The 24,880-nt window shown below is 65.9% G+C and carries 21 protein-coding genes and 1 pseudogene; 7 read left to right on the plus strand and 15 right to left on the minus strand.

All coding sequences use genetic code 11. The annotated features are described in order from the left end of the window. Positions 1-5 precede the first annotated feature (5 nt). Genes RX327_RS10755 through RX327_RS10775 form a run of 5 tightly spaced genes read right to left on the minus strand, consistent with a single transcriptional unit; the run spans position 6 to position 3,163 of the window. A complete protein-coding gene (locus RX327_RS10755; protein WP_317250219.1) occupies positions 6-746 on the minus strand; it encodes an HAD family hydrolase in 741 nt (246 codons plus the stop codon). Next, positions 743-1,639 carry an oxygen-dependent coproporphyrinogen oxidase gene (gene hemF, locus RX327_RS10760; RefSeq protein WP_317250220.1) on the minus strand — a complete coding sequence of 299 codons (897 nt, stop codon included), beginning with the start codon at positions 1,637-1,639 and terminating at the stop codon, positions 743-745. Before hemF ends, RX327_RS10755 begins: the two co-directional genes overlap by 4 nt. 2 nt (positions 1,640-1,641) lie before the next feature. Then, positions 1,642-2,007 (minus strand): 6-carboxytetrahydropterin synthase, encoded by a 366-nt coding sequence (locus RX327_RS10765; protein ID WP_317251241.1) that lies wholly within the window; start codon positions 2,005-2,007, stop codon positions 1,642-1,644. 27 nt (positions 2,008-2,034) lie between these two features. Beyond that, positions 2,035-2,667 (minus strand): 7-carboxy-7-deazaguanine synthase, encoded by a 633-nt coding sequence (queE, locus tag RX327_RS10770; RefSeq protein ID WP_317250221.1) that lies wholly within the window; start codon positions 2,665-2,667, stop codon positions 2,035-2,037. Between the two features lie 10 nt (positions 2,668-2,677). Further along, entirely contained in the window at positions 2,678-3,163 is a 486-nt protein-coding gene (locus RX327_RS10775) for a tRNA (cytidine(34)-2'-O)-methyltransferase (RefSeq protein WP_028333182.1), read from the minus strand. A 279-nt stretch (positions 3,164-3,442) separates the two neighbouring features. Between RX327_RS10775 and petA the strand changes: the two are divergent. From petA to RX327_RS10790, 3 genes and pseudogenes are all read left to right on the plus strand, one after another. Beyond that, a pseudogene (petA, locus tag RX327_RS10780) lies at positions 3,443-3,966 on the plus strand (ubiquinol-cytochrome c reductase iron-sulfur subunit). A 72-nt stretch (positions 3,967-4,038) separates the two neighbouring features. After that, a complete protein-coding gene (locus RX327_RS10785) occupies positions 4,039-6,111 on the plus strand; it encodes a cytochrome c1 (RefSeq protein ID WP_317250222.1) in 2,073 nt (690 codons plus the stop codon). A 183-nt stretch (positions 6,112-6,294) separates the two neighbouring features. Next, positions 6,295-6,969, plus strand: coding sequence for a dienelactone hydrolase family protein (locus RX327_RS10790; protein ID WP_317250223.1), 675 nt, complete (start codon positions 6,295-6,297; stop codon positions 6,967-6,969). A gap of 215 nt (positions 6,970-7,184) precedes the next feature. Here the strand turns inward: RX327_RS10790 and RX327_RS10795 are convergent, their stop codons facing one another. After that, entirely contained in the window at positions 7,185-8,183 is a 999-nt protein-coding gene (locus RX327_RS10795) for a VOC family protein (protein ID WP_050387570.1), read from the minus strand. 357 nt (positions 8,184-8,540) lie between these two features. On the opposite strand from RX327_RS10795, the gene RX327_RS10800 reads away from it, so the two are divergent. Together RX327_RS10800 and RX327_RS10805 are read left to right on the plus strand one after the other, a co-directional pair. After that, complete coding sequence (locus tag RX327_RS10800; RefSeq protein ID WP_317250224.1) at positions 8,541-10,706, plus strand: anthranilate synthase component I; 2,166 nt, start codon at positions 8,541-8,543, stop codon at positions 10,704-10,706. 115 nt (positions 10,707-10,821) lie between these two features. Then, positions 10,822-11,361: an adenine phosphoribosyltransferase gene (locus RX327_RS10805; RefSeq protein WP_317250225.1), complete on the plus strand. Its 540-nt coding sequence runs from the start codon at positions 10,822-10,824 to the stop codon at positions 11,359-11,361. A gap of 156 nt (positions 11,362-11,517) precedes the next feature. On the opposite strand, the gene RX327_RS10810 is transcribed toward RX327_RS10805, so the two are convergent. From RX327_RS10810 to RX327_RS10845, 8 genes are all read right to left on the minus strand, one after another. Next, the gene (locus tag RX327_RS10810; RefSeq protein WP_317250226.1) at positions 11,518-12,186 is read right to left on the minus strand and encodes a hypothetical protein; all 669 of its coding nucleotides are present in this window, start codon (positions 12,184-12,186) and stop codon (positions 11,518-11,520) included. Between the two features lie 60 nt (positions 12,187-12,246). Next, the gene (locus RX327_RS10815) at positions 12,247-12,993 is read right to left on the minus strand and encodes a hypothetical protein (RefSeq protein ID WP_317250227.1); all 747 of its coding nucleotides are present in this window, start codon (positions 12,991-12,993) and stop codon (positions 12,247-12,249) included. 226 nt (positions 12,994-13,219) lie between these two features. After that, positions 13,220-14,449, minus strand: coding sequence for a M48 family metallopeptidase (locus RX327_RS10820; RefSeq protein ID WP_317250228.1), 1,230 nt, complete (start codon positions 14,447-14,449; stop codon positions 13,220-13,222). Between the two features lie 146 nt (positions 14,450-14,595). Continuing rightward, complete coding sequence (locus RX327_RS10825) at positions 14,596-15,156, minus strand: LemA family protein (protein ID WP_317250229.1); 561 nt, start codon at positions 15,154-15,156, stop codon at positions 14,596-14,598. A 248-nt stretch (positions 15,157-15,404) separates the two neighbouring features. Continuing rightward, entirely contained in the window at positions 15,405-16,370 is a 966-nt protein-coding gene (locus RX327_RS10830; protein ID WP_050387364.1) for a small ribosomal subunit Rsm22 family protein, read from the minus strand. A gap of 134 nt (positions 16,371-16,504) precedes the next feature. Then, positions 16,505-19,969, minus strand: coding sequence for a chromosome segregation protein SMC (gene smc, locus RX327_RS10835; RefSeq protein WP_317250230.1), 3,465 nt, complete (start codon positions 19,967-19,969; stop codon positions 16,505-16,507). Between the two features lie 332 nt (positions 19,970-20,301). Beyond that, entirely contained in the window at positions 20,302-20,958 is a 657-nt protein-coding gene (locus tag RX327_RS10840; protein WP_317250231.1) for a DsbA family protein, read from the minus strand. A gap of 122 nt (positions 20,959-21,080) precedes the next feature. Further along, a complete protein-coding gene (locus tag RX327_RS10845; RefSeq protein ID WP_317250232.1) occupies positions 21,081-21,560 on the minus strand; it encodes a DUF721 domain-containing protein in 480 nt (159 codons plus the stop codon). A gap of 141 nt (positions 21,561-21,701) precedes the next feature. On the opposite strand from RX327_RS10845, the gene mutY reads away from it, so the two are divergent. Together mutY and RX327_RS10855 are read left to right on the plus strand one after the other, a co-directional pair. Further along, positions 21,702-22,793 (plus strand): A/G-specific adenine glycosylase, encoded by a 1,092-nt coding sequence (gene mutY / locus RX327_RS10850; RefSeq protein WP_317250233.1) that lies wholly within the window; start codon positions 21,702-21,704, stop codon positions 22,791-22,793. Between the two features lie 147 nt (positions 22,794-22,940). Beyond that, positions 22,941-23,360, plus strand: a complete 420-nt coding sequence (locus tag RX327_RS10855; protein ID WP_317250234.1) for a PaaI family thioesterase — start codon at positions 22,941-22,943, stop codon at positions 23,358-23,360. A 136-nt stretch (positions 23,361-23,496) separates the two neighbouring features. Here RX327_RS10855 and RX327_RS10860 read toward each other — a convergent pair whose 3' ends face one another. Further along, on the minus strand, positions 23,497-24,762 hold the full coding sequence (locus RX327_RS10860) for a flavin-dependent oxidoreductase (protein WP_317250235.1): 1,266 nt from the start codon (positions 24,760-24,762) through the stop codon (positions 23,497-23,499). Between the last annotated feature and the right edge of the window lie 118 nt (positions 24,763-24,880).

Below are 24,880 nucleotides of genomic sequence, written 5' to 3' on the forward strand. Positions count from 1 at the left end.
CTGCGTTATTTGCGCGCGGCAGGAAGCAGCTCGCCGAGCGAGCGGATGATGCGGTCGGGCTTGACCGTCGAGCCTTCGGGCAGGCCGTCGCCATGCACGTCCATCCAGATCGAGTAGATGCCGAGACGCTGCGGCGTCACGACTTCCCATTCGAGGTTGTCGCCGATCATCCAGGTCTCCTCGGCGGTGACGCCGAGCGCCTGCATGGCGTGCAGATAGGCGCGGTCCTCGGGCTTGCCGAAGCCGTGCTCGCCTTCGATCTGGATGTGGTGGAAGCGGTGCGCCAGCTCGAAGCGCTCGACCTTGGCGCGCTGCATGTCCGCGGCGCCGTTGGTGACCAGCGCGAGCCTGATGCCGAGCGCCTTGAACCGGTCGATCGCCTCATGCGCACCCGGAAACACGAACATCTCCTCCTCGCGATAGGCGGTGAAGCGGTCGGCGAGGCGAACGGCGAGATCGTCGGGCAGGGCGCGATGGCCGGCCGCCGCAAGCGCGGCAAAGCCGCCCTTGACCGTCAGGTGCCGCGCCTCGGCGAGCTTCATCCGCCAGATCGGCTCGGCGGTCGACCAGAATTGCCGTGCATAGGCCAATAGCGCGGTCGCGACCTGGTCCGGCGGCAGCGGCGCAAGCTCCTCGGCAAACTCGTTCGCGATCGTGTTCCAGGCGATCTCCGGCCGGCCATAGGCCGACAGGATGGTGTCGTCCATGTCGATCAGCATGGCGCGCGGCAGCTTCATCGTGGTCATGGCCACTTCACCTCCGGGGGCAGCGACGACAGGATGGAGTCCACATTGCCGCCGGTCTTGAGTCCGAAGATGGTGCCGCGGTCGTAGAGCAGGTTGAACTCGACATAGCGGCCGCGCCGGATCAGCTGCTCCTCGCGATCCTCCGCGGTCCAGCTCGTCGCGAAATTGCGCCGCACGATCTCAGGATAGATCTTCAGGAAGGCGCGGCCGACATCCTGGGTGAAGGCGAGGTCGGCGTCCCAGTCGCCGCTGTCGTGCCAGTCGTAGAAGATGCCGCCGATGCCGCGCGCCTCTTTCCGGTGCGGCAGGTAGAAATAGTCATCGCACCACTTCTTGTACTTGTCGTAGTCGGCAACGCCGTTCGGCTGCGCGCAGGCCTGTTTCATCGCGGCATGGAAGGCGATCGTGTCGGCATCCTCCTGCGTCCGCCTCCGCTCCAGCACCGGCGTGAGGTCGGCGCCGCCACCGAACCAGGCCTTGGTGGTGACGACGAAGCGGGTGTTCATGTGCACGGCGGGCACGTTCGGATTGCGCATATGCGCGATCAGCGAGATGCCGGAGGCCCAGAACTTCGGGTCTTCCGCGGCGCCCGGGATCTGTGCGCGAAACTCGGGCGCGAACTCGCCGTGCACGGTCGAGCAGTGCACGCCGACCTTCTCGAACAGGCGGCCGTGCATCATCGACATCACCCCGCCGCCGCCCGGCTTGCCGGTGTGGTCGGTGCGGTCCCAGGGGGTCCGCACGAACCGGCCGGAGGCGTCGGGATAAAGCGTGGACGGGGCGTCGTCCTCGAGCTTCTCGAAGGCGGCGCAAATGTCGTTGCGCAGCGCCTCGAACCAGCCGCGCGCACGCGCCTTGCGGTCCTCGATGATGGCGGGATCTGTTGGCAGCATGATTAACCTTGCGGGCCGAAATAGGTGCAGCTCTCGTTGCAGCTGTCGCGATGGACGCTGACGCGGGTCAGCTTGCCTGCGTGCTGCAACTGCTCCCAGATGAAGCGCGACAGATTCTCCAGCGTCGGCACGCCGAGCGCCTCGATCTTGTTCAGGAACTTATGGTCGAGCGTCTTCTGCACCTCGGCCATCGCGCGTTCGAGCAGGCCGAGATCGACCACCATGCCGGTTTTCAGATCGGGCGTGCCGCGCACGGTGACTTCGGCGCGGAAGGAGTGACCGTGAATCTCCTCGCTGGCGGCGCCAAAGGTCGTTCCGGACAGCGCATGCGCAGCCTCGAACCGAAACGCTTTCGTCAATTCCCACATCTCGTTCAACAATCCGATTCTGTTAGTTTATCTGATGCCGAGCGATTTATGCGTCTGCACGCTGAGCCGCCATTGCGGATGGCGCAGGCAGTAGTCGATCGCCTGCGCGGTGTTCCTGATGACCTCGGGCCCATCCATCGGCTGCAGCGAGAAGCGCTCGAAGGCAAGCCCCGCGAAATCCTCCGGTGTGTTCTCCACCTGCGGATAGACCAGTTTGAGCTCGTGCCCCTTGCGCACCACGAGCTCGGCTGCAGCCTTGGGGCTGACGCAGATCCAGTCGAGTCCCTCCGGCGCGGGGATCGTGCCGTTGGTCTCGACGCCGATCTCGAAGCCGCGGGCGTGGAGCGCTTCGATCAGCTCGGCATCGACCTGGAGCAGCGGCTCGCCGCCGGTCAGCACGACGTAGCGATCGGCTTCGCCCCCGGTCCATTGCGCGGCAATGGTGTCCGCGAGTTCCTCGGCCGAAGCATAACGGCCGCCGAGGGTGCCATCGGTGCCAACGAAATCGGTGTCGCAGAACTTGCAGGTCGCGTCGGCGCGGTCGGCCTCGCGGCCGCTCCAGAGATTGCAGCCGGCAAAACGGCAGAACACGGACGCACGCCCGGCATGGGCGCCTTCGCCTTGCAGGGTCAGGAAGATCTCCTTGACCGCGTAACTCACCAAAAATCCCTTAAGTTGCCGAACCGGCAATTCCCGAACCGGCGCTTCCTGAACCGGTCTGCCGCAGCGCCTCGCCGACGGCCATGGCCGCCGTGACGGCCACATTGAGCGAACGCATCGTCGGCCGGATCGGAATCACCAGCCGCGCATCCGCAGCCGCCACCACCGCGTCGGTCACCCCTGCCGTCTCGCGCCCGAACAGCAGCACATCGGAGGCCGTATACGCGAAATCAAGATAGGATTTCGCCGCCTTGGTCGTGAACAGCACCAGCCGGCATCCGGCCTCGGCCCGCCATTCCTCGAATTTCGACCACGAGTCGTGACGCTTCAACCGCACATGGTCGAGATAGTCCATACCCGCCCGGCGGAAATTCCGGTCCGAGGTGTCGAATCCCGCCGGTTCGATGATATGGGCTGCCACGTCCAGACAGGCGCAGAGGCGCAGAATTGTCCCTGTATTCTGGGGGATGTCGGGCTGGAACAGCGCGATCTGCATGGTGCGGGCGGCCTGTGAAATCCGGATGAAATTGTCTCAATAAAACATCGCTCGGCGCGGATTTCGTGCATTGCACGTGTGCGAGCCGTTAGCGGGCTTGCGCTCGCCCGGCAAGGGTGCCAATAGAACGATTCTGGACTGCTGTTCCGCCATTTGGGGTGGGGAATAGCGGTTTTCTGCCGCCGCGGGGGGGCCGCGGGCGCCGGCAGCCTTTCCTGAGGCGCGTCCTGCGTCTCCGGGGCGGTTCCACCGGTAGCACAAGAAGAAAGGGTTGGAATCGTGACGACAGCGTCTTCGGCGGACCATCCGACACGCCGTGATTTCCTCTTTGTTGCAACCGGAGCTGCCGCCGCGGTCGGCGCAGCCGCCACCGTCTGGCCGCTGGTTGCGCAGATGAACCCGGATGCCTCGACCATCGCCGCCGGTGCGCCGATCGAGGTCGATCTCAGCCCGATCGCCGAGGGCCAGGACATCAAGGTGTTCTGGCGCGGCAAGCCGATCTACATCAGCCACCGCACCAAGAAGCAGATCGAGGAAGCGCGAACGTGGCGAGCCTGCCCGATCCGCAGACCGACGAGGCCCGGGTCAAGTCCGGTCACGATCAATGGCTGGTCGTGATCGGCATCTGCACCCATCTCGGCTGCATCCCGATCGCTCATGAAGGCAGTTACGACGGGTTCTTCTGCCCCTGCCATGGTTCGGTTTACGATACGTCCGGCCGCATCCGCCAGGGCCCTGCGCCCTCGAACCTGGCCGTGCCGCCGTACCAGTTCGTTTCCGACACCAAAATCCAGATCGGCTAAGTCCCGGCCCCTCCGGGATTTCAGCTTCCACTTGGACCCATCGCGTCGTTTTTCTTCTTCAGGATCGCATCAATGAGCGGACCATCTGATTTCCAACCGAGCAACCCCGCCTTGAAGTGGATCGAGCGGCGCCTGCCGATCTTTGGTCTCATCCATTCCTCCTTCGTCGCCTATCCCACCCCGCGCAACCTGAACTATTGGTGGACCTTCGGTGCCATCCTCTCCTTCATGCTGGGGATACAGATCCTGACCGGCGTGATCCTGGCGATGCACTACACGCCGAATGCCGATCTCGCCTTCAAGTCGGTCGAGCTGATCGTCCGCGACGTGAACTACGGCTGGCTGCTGCGCAACATGCACGCGGTCGGCGCCTCGATGTTCTTCGTCGCCGTCTACGTCCACATGTTCCGCGGCCTGTACTACGGGTCCTACAAGGAGCCGCGCGAGGTGCTGTGGATCCTCGGCGTCATCATCTACCTCCTGATGATGGCGACCGGCTTCATGGGCTACGTGCTGCCCTGGGGCCAGATGAGCTTCTGGGGCGCCACCGTCATCACCAACCTGTTCTCCGCCGTTCCCTATGTCGGCGAGAGCATCGTGACGCTGCTGTGGGGCGGCTATTCGGTCGGCAACCCGACGCTGAACCGCTTCTTCTCGCTGCACTATCTGCTGCCCTTCGTGATCGCGGGCGTCGTCGTGCTCCACGTCTGGGCGCTGCACGTCGCCGGTCAGAACAATCCTGACGGCGTCGAGCCGAAGACGGAAAAGGACACGGTGCCGTTCACGCCGCATGCCACCATCAAGGACATGTTCGGCGTCGCCTGCTTCCTGCTGCTGTACGCCTGGTTCATCTTCTACATGCCGAACTATCTCGGCGACGCCGACAACTACATTCCGGCGAACCCGGGCGTGACGCCGCCGCACATCGTGCCGGAATGGTATTACCTGCCGTTCTACGCGATCCTGCGCTCGATTCCGGACAAGCTCGCTGGCGTCATCGCGATGTTCGGGGCGATCATCATCCTGTGCTTCCTGCCCTGGCTCGACGGCGCCAAGACCAGGTCGTCGAAGTACCGTCCGCTCGCCAAGCAGTTCTTCTGGATCTTCGTCGCGGTCTGCATCCTGCTCGGCTATCTCGGCGCGCAGCCGCCGGAGGGCATCTACGTCATTGCGGGCCGGGTCCTGACGGTCTGCTACTTCGCCTACTTCCTGATCGTGCTACCGCTGCTCGCGCGCATCGAGAAGCCGCGGCCGGTGCCGAACTCGATCGCAGACGACGTGCTGGCGAAGAGCAAGGGCAGGGCCGCGACCGCGGCCTCTGTAATGCTCGCGATGGTGGTGGCCGGCAGCCTGCTCGTCGGCGGCACCCAGAACGCCAAGGCAGATGAGGGCGGCACTGCGCCGCCGGCCCAGAAGTGGTCGTTCTCCGGCCCTTTCGGCAAGTTTGACCGTGGTTCGCTGCAGCGCGGCTTGAAGGTCTACAAGGAAGTCTGCGCGGCCTGTCACGGCCTGTCCTATGTCGCCTTCCGCAACCTCGCCGAGGCCGGCGGGCCCGGCTATTCGGTGGCGCAGGCGTCGGCGTTTGCTTCCGAGTACAAGGTCAAGGACGGTCCGAACGATGCGGGTGACATGTTCGAGCGTCCGGGCCGGCCGGCGGACTATTTCCCCTCGCCGTTCCCGAACGAGCAGGCTGCGCGTGCGGCGAACGGGGGTGCGGCGCCGCCCGACCTGTCCCTGATTACCAAGGCGCGCTCCTACAAGCGCGGCTTCCCGCAGTTCGCGATCGACTTCTTCACCCAGTACCAGGAGCAGGGACCGGATTACGTCGACGCCATCCTGCAGGGCTTCGAGGACAAGGCTCCGGCCGGCGTCACCATCCCGGAGGGCTCCTACTTCAACAGGTACTTCCCGGGCCATGCCATCAAGATGCCGAAGCCGATCAGCGACGGCCAGGTGACCTATGACGACGGCTCGCCGGCTACGGTCGCCCAGTACGCCAAGGACGTCACCACGTTCCTGATGTGGACGGCCGAGCCGCACATGGAAGCGCGCAAGCGGATCGGCATGCAGGTGTTCTTCTTCCTGGTCGTCTTCGCGTTCCTGATGTACTTCACCAAGCGCAAGGTCTGGGCCAACGCCCACTGATCTCGGCTACGGTATAGCGAGTTTGAAAAAGCCCCTTCGGGGGCTTTTTTGTTTGTAATCTCTCCGTCATTCCGGGGTGACGCGGTAGCATCGAACCCGGAATGACAGTGTCGTCAATTGCGTCGGCCGCCGAGTGCGGACAAGATGCCGGCCAATCAGCCGGCAAACATTGCGGAGGAACTCATGGGAACCGCCATCACCTTCAAGCGCCCGGACGGCAAGGACGCCTCGGGCTATCTCGCCAACGCCGCTCGCGGCAACGCGCCGGGCGTGGTCGTGATCCAGGAATGGTGGGGGCTGTCGGACCAGATCAAGGGTCTGTGCGACCGCTTTGCGCTGGCAGGCTTCGATGCGCTGGCGCCCGATCTCTACAAGGGGAAGGTCGTGCCCTATCACGACACCGATTCCGCCAACAAGGAGATGAGCTCGCTCGACTTCATGGACGCCACCACGCAGACCGTGCGCGGCGCTGCGCAATATCTTGCGCGCAATGGCGCCAAGGTCGGGCTGACCGGCTTCTGCCTCGGCGGCGCCGTGACCATCATCGGCGCGGTGCATGTGCCGGAATTGACCGCGGGTGTCGTGTTCTACGGCATTCCGCCCGAGCAGGCGGCCAAGCCCGCCGACGTCAGGATCCCGCTCCAGGCTCACTTCGCCAACAAGGACGATTGGTGCACGCCGGAGCTGGTCAATGGCTTCGAAAAGGCCATGAAGGCCGCCGGCAAGTCGCTGGAGCTGTTCCGCTATGACGCCGAGCACGCCTTCGTCAACGAGCAGCGCCAGGCCGTGCACGACCGCGAAGCCGCCGAGCTCGCCTGGGGCAGCGCCACGGACTTCTTCAAGAAGCACCTAGGGTAGGTGTATCCTCAAGCAAGCTGTCGTCCCTGCGAAAGCAGGGACCCATACGCCGCGACCGCCGTAATGGGCAGATTGGTAGTCATGCGCCAGCAACTGCACCCTGTGGTTATGGGTCCCGGCGTTCGCCGGGACGACAGGTGAGTGTGAGGCGCGCCATCTCACTACGCATAGCTCGTCGCCCGGATTGCGTTGCGCTTCATCCGGGCTACCGACTGTCAGCTGTTATTTCGCACCCCGTCCCACCACGGGCAGGTCCCGGACATCAGCTTGAAATTGCCTTCCATCACCTGCACCGGCGCGCGCTTGCCCTCGGCGGCGGCACGCATCCGCATCTCGCGCGCGACGGCGCGGTCCTCCGGCGACAGCCAGACCCGCTCGTGGCCCCACAGGCTCGGGCCGTCATGCATCTCGAACGGTGTCCAGTTCGCGGGATCGATCTCGCGGCCGCCCCAGCCGCACTCGACCATGAAGGCGGACGGCGATTTGGCGTAGAACGACGTCATCAGGTCGTTGGTGTGGCGGCCGAGCGTGACGTTGACCCGGTCTTCCTGCTGCGCGACGTCATAGGCTTGGCCGACATCGTCGAGCGAGAACAGTTCCACCATCAGATGATGCATGCCGTTCGTGCCGGTCTCGATCAGCGCCAGCGAGTGGTGGCGGGCATTGATGTGGAAGAAATAGGCGCGGAACGGCTTTTCGATGTAGTCGCTGAGGCCGAAGCCGAGCACGTCGACATAGAAGCTCATCACCGGGGCGATGTGCTCGACGGTCAGCACGGCGTGGCCGAGGCCGAGTGGCCCGGTGCGGAAGCCGGAGATCGAGCGGCCCGGCCTGAACGGCGTGTCGTCGATCTCGGCGCCATGAAACGCCTCGAGACGATTGCCGGCGGGATCCCGAAACGAGATCAAGCCGCGCACCCGCCTGCTATCTGCGAGCGCCTGCGGCTCTGATATCACCGCTACGCCGGCGCGCTCCAGCCGTGCCGCCAGCGCGTCGAGGGCCGCACTGTCAGCCACCTCCCAGCCGAAGAACCGGGTGCCTTCGCCCTGCGCGCGGTCGATCACGATGCGCTGCTTGCGGTCGTCCATCCGGAACGCGAGCAGCGAATTGCCGCGCTCAACCGCCTGCAGCCCGACGAGGCCAGTGCCGAACTGCCGCCAGTCGTCGAGCGCGTCGGAGCCGAAGCCGGCATATCCGAGACCCAAAATCGCCATCTGCGCCTCCGCCATCCGTCTGTTTTTTGGGCGGACGACCCGCCGCCATTTCGACGAATGCTACGCGGTTTCTTGCCCCTTCAAACCCCGAAAATGCCGTCCAGGGGGCGTCCCGCCCTGGGGCAGGGCTGTCAGGCCATCTCTTGACACGGCCCGCGCCGGGTGGTGAGTAACGGGCCATGAGCACCGTTGCCAGCCCATCCCGTCGTTGGTGGCCCACCTTTTCATAGGTGGCCGGTGCGTTTTCTTTTTTCACAAACGTCGAAGGTCGCCATCGCAGTGCGACCGATGGTTAGTTTATTCGCCCTTCGTTTGTCCTGTGTGGCGTTCCCTCGGCAAGTTTCGTAAGAGGACCCCATGAACAGGACCGTCTTTGCCCTCCCGGCCCGAAGCGACTATGTGACCAATGGCGGCCTTGCGATCACGCGCGTGGCGGAGCAGTTTACCGGCGGCGCCAACAGGCTCGACGACCTCGTCAACCTGCTCGACCGCCGCCGCGGCGTGGTGCTGTCTTCGGGCACGACCGTGCCGGGCCGCTATGAGAGCTTCGATCTCGGCTTTGCCGATCCGCCGCTGGTGCTGGAGACGTCGGGCACCAACTTCTCGTTGCAGGCGCTGAACCCGCGCGGCGGGGTCTTGATCGCCTTCCTCGGCGACGTGCTGCGCGAGCCCTGCGTGGTGATCTCCGAGAAGTCGGCCACACGCCTTGCCGGCCACATCATCCGCGGCGATGCGCCGGTCGAGGAGGACCAGCGCACGCGGCGCGCCAGCGTGATGTCGCTGGTGCGTGACCTCGTCGCCGCCTTGTACGCCAATGATGACGGGCTGCTCGGCCTGTTCGGCGCCTTCGCCTACGACCTCGTCTTCCAGATCGAGGATCTCGTGCAGAAGCGCCCGCGCGAGGCCGACCAGCGCGACATCGTGCTCTATGTGCCCGATCGCCTGCTGGCCTATGACCGCGCCACCGGGCGCGGTGTGGTGCTCTCCTACGACTTCGCATGGAACGGCAAATCCACGGCCGGCCTGTCGCAGGAGACCGCGCCGAGCCTCTACGCCAGGAACGGCCGGCAGGGCTTCGCCGATCACGCGCCTGGCGAATATCAGGCCACCGTCGAGACCGCGCGCGCGGCCTTCGCGCGGGGCGATCTGTTCGAAGCCGTGCCGGGGCAGCTCTTCGCCGAGCCCTGCGACCGCTCGCCGGCCGAAGTGTTCCAGCGGCTCTGCGTCATCAACCCGTCGCCCTATGGCGCGCTGATGAATCTCGGAGAGGGCGAGTTTCTGGTCTCGGCTTCGCCGGAAATGTTCGTGCGCTCGGACGGTCGCCGGGTCGAGACCTGCCCGATCTCGGGCACGATCGCGCGCGGCGCCGACGCGATCGGCGATGCCGAGCAGATCCGCCAGCTGCTGAACTCGGAAAAGGACGAGTTCGAGCTCAACATGTGCACCGACGTCGACCGCAACGACAAGGCGCGCGTCTGCGTGCCGGGCACGATCAAGGTGCTGGCGCGCCGCCAGATCGAGACCTATTCGAAGCTGTTCCACACCGTCGATCATGTCGAGGGCATGCTTCGCCCCGGCTTCGACGCGCTCGACGCCTTCCTCACCCATGCCTGGGCGGTGACCGTCACAGGCGCACCAAAGCTCTGGGCGATGCAGTTCGTCGAGGATCACGAGCGCTCGCCGAGGCGCTGGTATGCGGGGGCGATCGGCGCGGTGAATTTCGACGGCAGCATCAACACCGGCCTCACCATCCGCACCATCCGCATGAAAGATGGGCTCGCCGAGGTGCGCGTCGGCGCCACCTGCCTGTTCGATTCCGATCCTGCCGCGGAGGACCGCGAGTGCCAGGTCAAGGCTGCGGCGCTGTTCCAGGCGCTGCGCGGCGATCCGCCAAAGCCGCTGTCGACCTTTGCACCCGATGCCACCGGCTCGGGCAAGCAGGTGCTGCTGATCGACCACGACGACAGCTTCGTACACATGCTCGCCGACTATTTCCGCCAGGTCGGCGCCAGCGTCACCGTGGTCAGGCACGTCCATGCCCAGGACATGCTCAAGCAGAAGAGGTGGGATTTGCTGGTGCTGTCGCCCGGCCCGGGCAGGCCCGAAGATTTCGGGATCAAGAAGACCATCGATGCGGCGCTGGAGAACAAGCTGCCGGTATTCGGCGTCTGCCTCGGCGTGCAGGCGATCGGCGAATATTTCGGCGGCGAGCTCGGCCAGCTCACCCATCCCGCCCATGGCCGGCCCTCGCGGGTCCAGGTGCGCGGCGGGCGCTTGATGCGCAATTTGCCGAACGAGATCGTCATCGGCCGCTATCACTCGCTCTATGTCGAGCGCGACAGCATGCCGGAGGTGTTGTCGGTCACCGCCAGCACCGAGGACGGCGTCGCCATGGCGCTCGAGCACAAGACCCTGCCGGTGGCGGGCGTGCAATTCCATCCGGAATCGCTGATGTCGCTCGGCGGCGAGGTGGGCTTGCGTATTGTCGAAAATGCCTTCCGGCTTAATGTGAGTAGCAAGTGAAGGCAAAGTTTAACCATCGTCATTCCGGGATGGTGCGTTAGCACCAGACCCGGAATCTCGAGATTCCGGGTTCGATGCTTCGCATCGCCCCGGAATGACCCTCAGAGCGAAACGAATGACCTTTGACCACGACATCAAGGCGAGCGTCCGCACCATCCCCGACTATCCCAAGCCGGGCATCATGTTCCGCGACATCACGACCCTGCTCGCGGACGCGCGCGCGTTCCGCCGCGCGGTGGACGAGCTGGTGCATCCCTGGGCGGGGGCGAAGGTCGACAAGGTCGCCGGCATGGAGGCGCGCGGCTTCATCATCGGCGGCGCGGTGGCGCACCAGCTCTCGGCCGGCTTCGTGCCGATCCGCAAGAAGGGCAAGCTGCCGCACACCACCGTGCGCATCGCCTATTCCCTGGAATACGGCATCGACGAGATGGAGATGCATGTCGACGCGATCCAGCCTGGTGAACGCGTCATCCTGGTCGACGACCTCATCGCCACCGGCGGCACCGCCGAGGGCGCGGTGAAGCTGCTGCGCCAGATCGGCGCCAACGTCGTCGCCGCCTGCTTCATCATCGATCTGCCCGAGCTTGGCGGCGCCGCCAAGCTGCGCGCCATGGACGTGCCGGTGCGCACGCTGATGACGTTCGAGGGACATTGATCTCTTAGCCTCTCCCCGCTTGCGGGGAGAGGCCGGATCGCATCGAAGATGCGATCCGGGTGAGGGGGACTCTCCGCGCAGTCCAACTCTGACCGTGATTGCGGAAGCAGCCCCTCACCCCGACCCTCTCCCCGCAAGCGGGGCGAGGGAGCAGAGTTATCCCCGCTGCAGCAGCATGCTCAATTCGAGATCGCGGAACGTCATGTAGTTCCGCCGGGTCCACTGGTGCAGCTCGGTCGAGGCGTCCTTTTCCTGGCGCAGATAGCCGGTGAAGGAGAAGCTCAGCCGGTCGATATAGGTCTTGAGGAACACCGGCAGCGCGCGGAAGCGCAGCACCCGGCTGCCGGTCATGACCGGCGGCAGCTCGCCGCGCACCACGAACTCGTTGTCGATGACGATCAGCGCATTCGGCGGGATCATGCCGAGCAGCGTCTGGTAGCCGCGCACCGAGGCGCGGTCGGTGTCGGCGACGAACAGGATCTGCGGTGCGACATGGCGGCGCGCGGCCTCCTTCAACAGGCCGATCTCGTCGGTCATCTTGAAGAACTCGTCGAAGGCGTGGAAGCCGAGGTCGATCACCTTGGCAACGCCGTCATCGAGGATGACGCGGTCCATCAGCTGCATCTTGCCGTAGGTGTCGATCACGTCCGCGGTTTCCGTGACCTTCGGCAGATAGTCGAGCAGCGACGGCTCCTTCAGGTTGACGTCGAAGGCCGCCACGTTGCCGTTCTTGAGCAGCAGGAATTCGCTGAGGAGCCGCGCCAGCAGGGTCTTGCCGACCTGCGGGCGGGGCGAACAGATGATGTAGACGGGTGTGGATGACATCGCCCGCTATATCAGGCCAAATTTTCGCCTAATCCAGCCCCATCAAGGTCGAAGGTCCGACTATTTTTCGCCTTTGGCCGACTTGGCGCCGACGATGTCGGTCAGCCGGATGCGGTCGAACTCGCTCCAGACATTGGCCAGCCAGTGCCGGACATAGCCGCGCAGCACGAAGGAGTAGTTGGCGGCCTCGTCGTTGATGCCCTTGTTGGCGACGAATTTCAGGAACGGGACGGAAGAGACCTCGACCTGCTCATAGGCCATTTCGTTGAGCTTGGGGATGGTCAGCTCGGTCGCGTCCTTGATGCGGTGGAAATAGGAATTGTAGGTCGCCTGGTCCCACTGGAAGAACTGGGTGTCGTTGATGAAGTTCTTCACCAGGAAATATTTCGCGCCGCTCATGAAGCCCGCGGTCTCGGCGATCTCCTCCAGCGAGGCGATCGAGGGGCCCAGGATGTGGAACACGGCAAAGGTGATCTGCCCGGCCTTGGCGGCATCGAGGAAGCCGATGTCGCGCAGCGAGGCGAGGGCCGGCGAGAGCAGGCCGGCGCGGACGTCGATCACGGTCACCGACGGGCTCACCGCATTGAGCGTGTCGAAGATCTTCATCTGGTCCGCCGTCGTCGTCATGTCGACGATCTCGGTGATATCAGGGTGGAAGCGCTTCAGGGTTCCGCGCGGGGACTCCGTGTCGAACGCCCGCGTCGGCACGTTGTTGGCTGAGAAATAATCGAGCAAGGTCCGCGACACCGTGGTCTTGCCGACCCCGCCCTTGTCCGCGCCCACCACAACCACTGCCGGCTTTGCCATTGCTGTCCCCTAACGCGCGCCCCCGATCGCGAGGGCGATCGGCAAGTCCCCACACTGCTTTGGGCGCGAACATGGCAGAAACAAGGGAGAATTCAATTCCTTAAGGCGCCCACGATCGGTTTGGTGGGAATTTCCTTAATGGACTGAGTAAGCTAGGGCCATGATCCGGAAGAATGCGCAGCCGGTTTTCCGAGACAATCATGGTCAAATCAAACCGCTCAAGCGGTCAGCGGCGCGGGCCCCAAGGGCCCTGGAGCGGACCTTGAAGCGGACCAAACGGTCCCTGCCTGGGAGTTGTGCCCGGCAGCGGCGGCGGATTGTTCGGCTGCGCCGGCGGCGTATCGCTCCATGGGCCATGGGTCGCCGGCGGAGGCTGGTCGCCCGCCGCGGACGGCACATCCTGCGACTCCGTCTCGTCCGGCAGCGCCAGCGGACCGGGGTCGTGGCCGCCGGCGAACTTGACCAGCGCATCGACCCGGGACTGCACCGAGGGATGGGTCGCGAACAAATCGGCAAAGCCCTCGCGCGGATTGTCGACGCAGAGCTCCATCACCGCCGAGGTCGCGCCAGGCAGCTCGCCGCGGCCTTCGATCTTGCGCAACGCCGAGATCATCGCATCGGGGTTCTTGGTCAACTCCACCGATCCGGCATCGGCGAGGAATTCGCGCGAGCGCGACAGCGCGAGCTTGACCACTTGCGACAGCAGCCAGGCCAACACGATCAGCGCGACCGCGATGATGATCACGATGATCGCGCCGCCGCCCGAGCCCTTGCTGTCGCGGTCCGAGGAGGATGACGAGGAGCGAGAGGACGAAGACGACCAGCCGCCTCCGCCGCCGCTCGAGTTCCACGACAAGTTCGTGAACAGGCGGAAGAACAATTCGCCGAAGAATCCGACCACGCCGGCAATGATGACGGCGACGACCATGAGCTGCACGTCGCCGTTCTTGATGTGGGTCAGCTCGTGGCCCAGCACCGCCTCGATCTCCTTGTCGTTCAGCGCGTTCAACAGGCCGGTGGTGACGGTGATGGCGTATTGGCTCCGGTTCAGTCCGGTCGCGAACGCGTTCAGCGCCGGGCTCTCCATGATCTTCAGCTTCGGCATGGTGATGCCGCGCGAGATGCAGAGGTTTTCCAGCAGATTGTAGAGCCGCGGCTCCTCCTGCCGGGTCACGTCGTGGCCGCCGGTCACGGCGTCGATCATCGACTGGTGGAAGAAATAGGCGATCACGGTCCAGAGCGCCGCCGCGATCGTCGCCCACGGGAAGGCCGAGACCAGGTCGCGCGAGGCCCGCGTCAGATAATAGTCGACGGTGCGGCCGCTATCGATCATCACCTCGGCGACCAGTGCGCCGGCATAGACCAGCACGTAGACCAGCATGAACAGGCCGGCGAGCAGCAGCATCGAACGAAACTTGTTCGAGGCGATGTGCGTGTAGAGACCATACGCGGCCATGGTGCGCGTCCGCTTCCACCGTCATTCCGGGGCACGTGGCACGCGCGAACCCGGAATCTCGAGATTAGTGAGTGAGATGAGATTCCGGGTTCGATGCGTTGCATCGCCCCGGAATGACCGAAGGGGCGTCATCTCGAAGGAAGTAATCAGAACTTCACGCTCGGCGCCGCCTCGACCTCGGTGCGGCTGGCGCCGAGATCGAAGAAGTCCTTCTTGGTGAAGCCGAACATGCCGGCGAACAGGGCGGCGGGCATCTGCTGGATGCCGGTGTTGTATTCCTGGACCGCGTTGTTGAAGAAACGGCGGCTGGCCGCGATCTTGTTCTCGAGGTCGGAGAGCTCGCTGGCGAGCTGCTGGAAATTGGCGTTCGCCTTGAGGTCGGGATAGGCCTCCGACAGCGCGATCAGCCGGCCGAGCGCGCCGGAGAGCTGGTTCTCGGCGGCGGACACCTGCGCCGGCCCCTGCGCCGACATCGCCGAATTGCGCGCCTTGATGACGTCGTCGAGCGTACCGCGCTCATGCGAGGCGTAACCCTTCACGGTCTCGACCAGGTTCGGGACCAGGTCGTGACGCTGCTTGAGCTGCACGTCGATATCGGCGAAGGCCTGGCCGACGCGCTGGCTCAGCGCCACCAGGCGGTTATAGGCGCTGAAGGCGAACAGCACGAGGACGACGATGACGCCGAGAACGATCCAGCCGGTCGACATGACGGGGCAGCTCCTGATGGACGAGACGGCGGCACCGTAGCCCAAGATCGGGGCGCAGGGCAGCCCGCCGCGGAAAGGTGGGCAAGCGTTAGTCGGTGATGGCCGCAAATTAGTTCAATATCGTCGTCCCGGCGAAGGCCGGGACCCATACGCCGCGGCCCGCGGAAGGGGCGCAAGCGGCGACGACTTCACTCGCAACAAACCTCGGTGGTTATGGGTCCCGGCCTTCGCCGGGACGACGCAAGTAACTAGACCGCATCGCCCCAGCGCCAGTGCCGCGCGCGGGCGTAATCGCCCTTGGCTCGGCGCGGCACTCTGGCGACCGTGACGCCTTCGGGTGTGCACAGCTTGGCCGCGATCTCGACCTTGCCGAGATCCGGCTGCGCCAGCACGCGGGACAGGCGCGCTGCGGCCTTGGTGCGGCTCAGCGCGACATAGGCGAAGCGCTCGTCCTCGAACGGGACGTTGGCGCCCTTGAGCTGCTTGTGCGCGCGGGAGCGTTGCAGGCGCTGCGAGAAATGGCACCAGTCGGGCGCGACCAGCGGACAGCCGCCGTCATGCGGGCAGGGGGCAACGACATGCGCACCCGCAGCGATCAATCGCGCGCGGAGTGCGATGATCCGCGCATAGCCGGCGGGCGTGCCGGGCTCGACGACCAGCAGCGTGTCGCTGGTTTTCGACCACAGCGCATCGGCCAGCGCCCCGCGCTCCGCGTCGCCGAGCTCGCCGATCATGTAGCTGGCGACGACGAGGTCGGCGGGCTCGGCCTTGTCGAGCAGGGCACGCGCCTGGCCGAGTTCGTAGCTGATGTCATGCAGGCGAATGCTGCCGTGAAACAGCCCCTCGGCGAGCGTCCGCAACGCGCCGTTGGCATCAAGCGGATTGAAGTCCCGCAGCGACGCGAACGCTTCCGCGGCGGCCCAGGTCGCGGTGCCCGGGCCGGCGCCGACATCGAGCAGGCGCGCCGGCGCGAAGTCCGGCCTGATCTCGGTCAGCGCATTGAGACATGCCACGACCGCAGCATAGGTCGCCGGCATCCGCGCCAGCGCATAGGCTAGCGCATCGGTCTCGGTCCTGATCGTCGAGGAGCCGCCGCCTTCGCGATAGGTCTGCGAGATCACCGCCGCGCGGCCGGCGGCGTCGCTGCGCGACAGGCCTTCGAGCCTGGCGTTCAGGGCTGCTCTGAGTTCGGCGGGGAGGTCGGGTGAGGTCATGGCTCGCCGTCATTTGCACGTCATTCCGGCGCGATGCGCAGCATCGAACCCCAGGGGCGCAATTGCGCCCCTGGGGAATCTCGAGATTCCGGATATGGTCTTTCGGACCACTCCGGAATGACGGCATTTAATCGTTACGCCACGTTCTGGTCGAGGATGTCGACCGCGCCCTGCAGGTCGACCGACACCAGCTGCGAGACGCCGCGCTCGGCCATGGTGACGCCGAACAGGCGGTTCATCCGCGCCATCGTGATCGGGTTGTGCGTGATGATGATGAAGCGCGTATCGGTCGAGCTGGTCATCTCGTGCAGCAGGTTGCAGTACCGTTCGACGTTGTGGTCGTCGAGCGGCGCGTCGACTTCGTCCAGCACGCAGATCGGCGAGGGGTTGGTGAGGAACACCGCGAAGATCAGCGCCATTGCGGTCAGCGCCTGCTCGCCGCCCGAGAGCAGCGACAGCGTCTGCGGCTTCTTGCCCGGCGGCTTGGCGATGATTTCGAGGCCGGCCTCCAGCGGGTCGTCGCTCTCGATCAGATGCAGCGCGGCCTCGCCGCCGCCGAACAGCTCGACGAACAGGCGCTTGAAGTGGTTGTTGACGACCTCGAACGAGGTCAGGAGCCGCTCGCGCGCCTCCTTGTTGAGGCTCTGGATGCCCTGGCGCAGCCGCTTGATGGCCTCGACGAGGTCGTCGCGCTCGGTGGTCAGTGCGGTGTGCTGGGTCTCGACTTCCTTGAGCTCTTCCTCGGCGCGCAAATTGACGGCACCGAGCCGCTCGCGGTCGCGGCGCAGCTTTTCGAGCTCTTCCTCGACCTGCGCGACCGGCGGCAGCTCCTGGCCAGGTTCGATCTCGGCAAGGCCGGCGACCGCCTGCGGCTCGACCTCGAGCATGTCGCGGATCTCGCGCTCGATGTCGGCAAGGCGGCGGCGCGTGCCTTCCATGCGCTCTTCGGCGCGCGCGGTAGCTTCGCGGGATGAGGACAGCGCTTCGAGCGAGGCCTTGGCGACGCGATCGGTCTCCGCCATCGCGCTTTCCGCGGTGGCGAGCGCGTCGGCGGCCATGCGGCGGTCGTTCTCGGCGTACTCGATCTCGGTGATCAGCGCGCTGCGCTTCTCCGCGAACACTTCGGGCGCATTGGCGAGTTCCTCGCGCTCGGCCGACACCTCGGCGATGCGCGCCTCGACGGTCTCGACCTGCGAGGCGGCGCTGGCCTTGCGGTTCTGCCACTCGGTGCGCTCGGCGAGGATCGCCTGCACGCGGCGGTCGGCGAGCTCGGCTTCGCGTGCCAGCGCCTGCGCCTCGGCGCGGACTTGCGCCGCGGCCCGGCGCTGGTTGTCGATCTCGGCGCGAACCGCGGCGAGCTGGGCCTCGGTCTCGACACCCGGCGGCAGTTCGGCGAGCGCGGAAGCCGCGCTCTCATGCGCGGCCTCGGCCTCGGCGCGGTCGGCGGCGAGACGGCTGTGCGCTTCCGACAGCGTGGCCTTGCGCGCGGCGTGGCGGCTGATCTCGCGCTCGGCGGTGGCATGGCGCTCGCGCGCGGCGTCGGCCTCGCGGCGGGCGGCGCGGACGGCTTCGCGCGAGGCACCCTCGGCGGCGGACGCCGAGCGCAGTTCCTCTTCAGCCGTCTCCAGCGCCTGGCGCTTGGTGGCGGCATCGATGCGGGCCTGCTCCAGCTCGTTCTCGATATCGACGAGGCGGGCGCGCTCGGCAAGGCGGCGTGCGGCACCGGTGGGGGCGTGAGCCGCGGCGACAAAGCCGTCCCAGCGCCAGACGTCGCCCTCGGGCGAGACCAGCCGCTGGCCGGTCTTGAGCTGCGAGACCAGCTCCGCGCCGCGTTCCTTGGCCACGACGCCGATCTGGGCCAGGCGGCGTGCCAGTTCCGGCGGCGCCTGGACATGGTCGGCCAGCCGCTCGACGCCATCGGGCAGCGAAGGATCTTCGCCGGCCACGCCGACATTGGTCCAGCGCATCGGCGCCGACGGGTCGATCGGTGCATCGAGATCGTCGCCGAGCGCGGCGCCGATCGCCTTTTCAAAGCCCTTGTCGACGTTGATGCCGTCGATGATCGGCGGCCACAGATTCTTGGTCTCGCCATTGACGATCTTGGAGATCGTGCGCGCCTCGGTCTCGAGCCGCTGCACGCGCTTCTCCGCTTCGGTGAGCGGATTGCGCGAGGCTTCCAGCGTCTGCCGCGCGGCGGCGTGATGCGCCTCGCTGGTCTGCACGGCGGCCTCGGACTCGGCGAGCGTCTGCTGCGCCATCTCCATGGCGGCGGCCAGCGCGTCGATGTCGCCGAGATTGCCGGTCTCCTGCGCGAGCTTGGTTTCCTCGGCCTGGACGCTGGCGATCTCCTGATCGAGCCGCGCCAACCTGTCGCGGTGCGTGCGGACGTTGGCCTCGAGCTGGTTGCGCTTGGCGGTGAGGTCGGCGAGCGCCGTGGTGAGCTCGGCGAACTTCTGCTCGGTTTCGGTCAGCACAGCCTCGGCTTCGGCGACGCGTTCGTCGACGCCGGAGCGCTTCTCGACGCGCGACTTGATCTCTTCCTTCAGCTCGGCGTCTTCTGCGTCGAGCCGCTGCAGGGCGACGTCGGCGTCCATGGTCTGCTGCTGGGCGCGGGAGATGTCGCCTTCGAACTGCGCGAGGCGCCGCTCGAGCTCGGCGACGCGCTCCTTGGCGCGCTCTTCCTCGCGGTCGAGCAGCTCGCGGGCATTGGTCAGGCGCTGGAGCCCGGCTGCAGCGCGCGCTTCTGCATCGCGCAGTGCAGGCATCTCCGCAGCGCGGATCGCCTGGATGCGGGCGGCTTCGGCCTGGTGCTGGGTGCGCTCGGCCATCTCGCGCACCGCGAGATCGTGGGTCTGTCCGGACTCGTTGACGTCGGCATGCGCGCCGATCCAGCGCAGATGATACAGCGTGGCTTCGGCCTTGCGGACCTTGGCGGCGACCTCGCGATAGCGCACCGCCTGGCGGGCCTGCTTCTTCAGGCCTTCCATCTGGCCGGAGAGCTGGCCGATCACGTCCTCGACGCGGGTGAGGTTGGTTTCGGCCGCCTTCAGCCGCAGCTCGGCCTCGTGACGGCGGGCGTGCAGGCCGGCGACGCCGGCGGCGTCTTCCAGCACGCGGCGGCGCTGTTCCGGCTTGGCCTGGATGATCTCGCCGATCTTGCCCTGGTGGACGAGCGCCGGCGAGCGCGCGCCGGTGGCGGCGTCCGCGAACAGGATCTGTACGTCGCGGGCGCGCACGTCGCGGCCGTTGATGCGGTAGACCGAGCCGGCCTCGCGCTCGATGCGGCGGGAGACTTCCAGAAGCTGGCTGTCGTTCATCGCCGCCGGCGCGGTACGATCGGCATTGTCGATCGTCATCGTCACTTCGGCGTGGTTGCGCGCGGGACGGTTGCCGGAGCCGGCGAAGATCACCGCGTCCATGTCGGCGGCGCGCAGCGATTTGTACGAGGTCTCGCCCATCGCCCAGCGCAGCGCTTCGACGAGATTCGACTTGCCGCAACCGTTGGGACCGACCACGCCGGTCAGGCCGGGCTCGATGACGAAGTCCGTGGGCTCAACGAAGGACTTGAAGCCGTGAAGGCGCAGGCGGGTGATTTTCATAAACACGCATCTCTGTTGGCAGGCGCGAATCTCCCTGCCGGGACAATACCATGGAAGGCAATGTCGCTGTCTGGGTGAGTTGCTGCGTGCAGCTCTCATGAGCGGCGACAATGGCGATGCGAGCGCGTGAGGGCAACCGCTTGAGCAAGCTTTTCCCAAGGGATTTGCAGGGTTTTATGGCCCTTGCATGTCCTCGACGATTCGCATCGTGCGAATCAAGTTTTCAACAACCAAATGATGCGACGGTCGCGTGCCGTGATCGCAAATCATCCACAATTATCGTGCCTCGACTCGAAGCGAGGCACAAAGACGTCAGGTTCGCGGGCTCCCGATCAGCTCTTGAGCAGCGGATTGATCTTCTTGGCGAATTCCTCGAACGAGGCCTCGCCCTTGATCTTCTCGCCGTTGATGAAGAAGGTCGGCGTCGAATCGACCTTCAGCACGTCGCTGGCATATTTCTGGTCGGCGGCGATCTTGTCGAGCAGCGCCTGGTCCTTCAGGCAGGCCTCGACCTGCTGCTGGGTGAGGCCGGCCTGCTTGCCGATCCGCGTCAAGGTCTCCGTGGTGTTCTTCAGCACCCAGTCGTTCTGCTGGCGGAACAGCATGTCGGTGACCGCGAAATATTTCTGCGCGTCGCCATTGGCGATGCAGCGCGACAGCATCGATCCGGCGGCGGCTTTGATGTCGAGCGGGAACTCGCGGAAGATGTAACGCACCTTGCCGGTGTCGATGTATTCCTTCTTGATCTTCGGGAACACCTGCTCGTTGAAGGCGGCGCAGTGCGGGCAGGTCATCGAGGCGTATTCGGTGATGGTGACCTTGGCGTCCTGCGGGCCGAGCCCCATGTCCGGCAGCGACTGCGGCTTGGCGACCTCGGCGGCAGTCTGCGCGAACGCGTCGGTGATCAGGCGCAGCGGCGACAGGCCGGCGAGGGCGGCGAGCCCGGTCAGCGAGAGAGCGGTGGTGAAAGCGCGGCGCGTGATGATCAAGGTCAGCTCCCGGATTGGCGCATTCACGCCACAATGAAGGGGTCCCGAAAAAGAAGCCTTCGCTAGCTTGAAACGGCCATTGTGGCAATGCCGCGGTCTCGCGAACGGCCTGCCGAAAAGCGTCAATTTCGCTTGATCGAGGCACCCAAACGGGCCAGCGCCGCGCGCAGATCGTCGTCCTCGACGGCCGCAAGGTTTGCCGCCTCCCGGGCCACGGTTTTGGCGTCCGGCGGGCGCGGCCGTACCGGGCGGCTGCGGCGCGAGAGCGGTGCCTGCCGGATGGTCAGGCTGCCGACCGCATTCCAGCCGAAGAAGCGGTTGACCCGCTCCAGGATGACATCGGCGGAGTGCTGGATCTCCAGCGCCATCGGTCCCTCGACCCGCAGCACCAGGGTGGCCGGCTCCTGCGGCTGGCCCTCCACCGGGCGCGGCCATTGCATCTTGAGCGGCTCGGCGTGGGCCGCGATCTCCGGCCCCGCGATCTGCGCCCACCGGGTCACCAGCTCGCGCGCGGCAAAACCCTGCTTGGCATAGGCCTCGGCGAAGACGTCGTCGAGCAGGATGGACAGGGGCTTGGCGCTGATCGGGCCGGGTCTGGACATGGGAGGGTTATAGCAGTGGTGGTGATGTGGCTGAAACCGTGTTCATCATTGTGCCGGCGTTTCCGTGCCGGGCGAAGAAAAGACGTGGATGCCCGGGTCAAGCCCGGGCATGACATGGCGAGATGTGGCTAAGATACGTTCATGAGCTCTCGCGCGGCCGCCAAAATCAAATCGACCGATCAGCAGGCCGACCGCCCGGCGCGGCTGCTCGCCTGGTATGACCGGCATCGCCGGACACTGCCGTGGCGCGTAGTGGCGGGGGAGCGGGCCGATCCGTATCGCGTCTGGCTGTCGGAGATCATGCTCCAGCAGACCACGGTGAAGGCGGTCGGCCCCTATTTCGAGAAATTCGTCGCGCGATGGCCGGATGTCACGGCGCTGGGGCGGGCTTCCCTGGACGACGTGCTGCGGATGTGGGCGGGGCTCGGCTATTATTCGCGGGCGCGCAATTTGCACGCTTGCGCGGTCGCGGTGACGCGCGAGCATGACGGCGTCTTTCCCGATACGGAGGAAGGCCTGCGCGCGCTGCCGGGAATCGGGCCCTACACGGCGGCGGCGATCGCCGCGATCGCCTTCGACCGCCGCACCATGCCGGTCGACGGCAATATCGAGCGGGTGGTGTCGCGCCTGTTCGCGGTCGAGGAGGAGCTGCCGCAGGCCAAGCCGCTGATCCTGGAGATGGCGGCGACATTGCTCGGCACGTCCCGCGCGGGGGACAGCGCGCAGGCGCTGATGGATCTCGGCGCCTCGATCTGCACGCCGAAGAAGCCGGCCTGCTCATTGTGTCCGCTGAATGACGACTGCGCGGCGCGCACGCGCGGCGACCAGGAGTCGTTCCCGCGCAAGGCGCCGAAGAAGAGCGGCAACTTGCGCCGCGGCGCGGCCTTCGTGGTGACGCGCGGCGGCGAGCTCCTGGTGCGCTCGCGCCCGGAAAAAGGCCTGCTCGGCGGCATGACCGAGGTTCCGGGATCGCAATGGCTGGCCGGGCAGGAAGACGCTGCGGCACTTGCCCAGGCGCCGGAACTGAAGGGCGTCACGCACTGGCACCGCAGGGCGGGCGTCGTCACCCACGTGTTCACGCACTTCCCGCTCGAGCTCGTCGTCTATACCGCCAGCGTGCCGCCGCGGAGCCGCGCGCCGGACGGCATGCGCTGGGTGCCGGTGGCGACGCTGGACGGCGAGGCGTTTCCGAACCTGATGCGCAAGGTTGTCGCGCATGGGCTCGATCTCTGACGATGGGATGAATCACATCATCGGCTCATTTTTTTGAGCATGATCTTTTCGGAAAACCGGTTCCCACTTTTCCAGATCATGCTCTGACCTGCTGACACCATGCTGGCAGCAGGGCTTCGCTATTACCTCCGGAAACCGGAGGCCGCCATGATCGCAACCGCACTCGACCGCATTCCGATGCCGCCCGTCGCAAAGCTACTGGGTTGGCGCGTGGTCGACGCCCGTCCGCGGGAGGGCTGGATCAGGATCGTGTTCGACGGCAAGCCGGATTTTTGCAATCCGGCCGGCTTCATCCAAGGCGGCATGCTCTCGGCAATGCTCGACGATACGATGGGGCCGGCGGTGTTCGTGATGACCGAGGGCCGGCTCTTCACCACGACCATCACGATGACCGTGAATTTCCTGGCGCCGGCAAAACCGGGGCCCATCATCGGCGAGGCGACGGTGACCCAGCTCGGCAAGACCATCGCCTTCGTCGAGGGGAAGCTGATCGCCGTCGACGGCACACTGCTCGCCACCGCAAGCAGCAGCATCCGCCTGGTGGAGGCGGCGCGCGCGCTGCGGTGAAGCCGCGCCCGCATTGGTAAGGCTGTCATGCTGAGGTGCGAGCGGAGCGAGCCTCACCAGCCGGGCCGTTCATCCTTCGAGACGCCGCTTCGCGGCTCCTCAGGTGACGGTGATAGATAGTGCGCCGCGCTACAACTTAGCCCGCCCGCTGCACGATCGGCGGCTTGGCGTTCAGTCCCTCGACCTGGAAACCGGCGACGCGCTTGTAGTTGGCGGCGATGTCTTCCAGCTCCTGCTGCGACAGCACGTCGGTGACGACGTTGAAGCCATCAGGCGCGCGCTCCTCGACCAGCTGCATCACCTGCTCCGGGCCGTTGCGGCGGTTCAGCATCACGAGGTCCGTGGTCGCGGGCCGCCGTTCGGCCTCATAGGCGGCGAGCGCCGCCTGGGTCGGGCCACGCGCCAGGATCTCGCGCGTCAGCACGCGGGCATCGAGGATCGCCTGCGAGGCGCCGTTCGAGCCGATCGGGTACATCGGATGCGCGGCATCGCCCATCAGCGTGACGCGGCCGAAGGTCCACCGCGACACCGGATCACGGTCGACCAGCGGATATTCATAGGCGTGCGGGCAGTTCTTGATCAGCCCGGGCACGTCGAGCCAGTCGAACTGCCAGCTTTCGAACCAGGGCAAAAACTCTTCCAGCCGCGCGGTGCGGTTATAGTCCTCGCGCCGCCACTGATAGGTCGGGGGCATGTGCCGCTCGGCGACCCAGTTGATCTCGAACTTGCCGTCGGGGCCGGCCTCCTTCGAGATCGGATAGCAGACGAATTTCAGGATCTCGTGCCCCGCCATGATCATGGTGCGGCCGCTGAGGAAGGCCTTCGCGGGCGTCACGCCGCGCCAGAGGATGCGGCCGTTCCAGATCGGCGGGCCTGCGCCCGGATAGAGCTTTTCGCGCACGGCAGAATGGATACCGTCGGCGGCGATCAGCACCGCGCCGTCATAGCTGCCGGCGGGCTTGCCGGTGGCGCGGTCGATGAATTCGGCGCGCACGCCGTCCGCCGTCTCGGTCCAGCCGGTCAGATGGTGGCTGGTGAGGATGTTCTCGCGGCCGAGCCGCTCGATCGCGGCGTCGAGCAGGAGCTGCTGCAGCGTGCCGCGATGGATCGAGAATTGCGGCCATTTGTACCCGGCCTCCAGTCCGCGGGGCTCGCTCCAGACCGGCTTGCCGTGCTTGGAGAAATATGCGAGCTCGCGGGTGCGCACTGCTGAAGCGTCGAGCACATCGTGCAGGCCGAGCTCGATCAGCTCGCGTACCGCATGCGGCAGCACGTTGATGCCGACGCCGAGCGGCCGCAGCTCGGGCACGCTCTCGAAGACGCGGGCCGGCACGCCGATCTGGTGCAGGCTGAGCGCCAGCGTCAGCCCGCCAATTCCGCTGCCTGCAATGAGCACAGTCATGAAAAATCCCCTCGATTGGCCATGGTCATCGCACGACGGCACTACCGCGGGCAAGCTCCGCGGCGCGCGGGGTGGACGGCAAAGGGGGCTGCCGCTAACCTCCGCGCCGTCAGAACAA

This window comes from Bradyrhizobium sp. BEA-2-5, from assembly GCF_032918025.1.
GTDB lineage: Bacteria > Pseudomonadota > Alphaproteobacteria > Rhizobiales > Xanthobacteraceae > Bradyrhizobium > Bradyrhizobium pachyrhizi.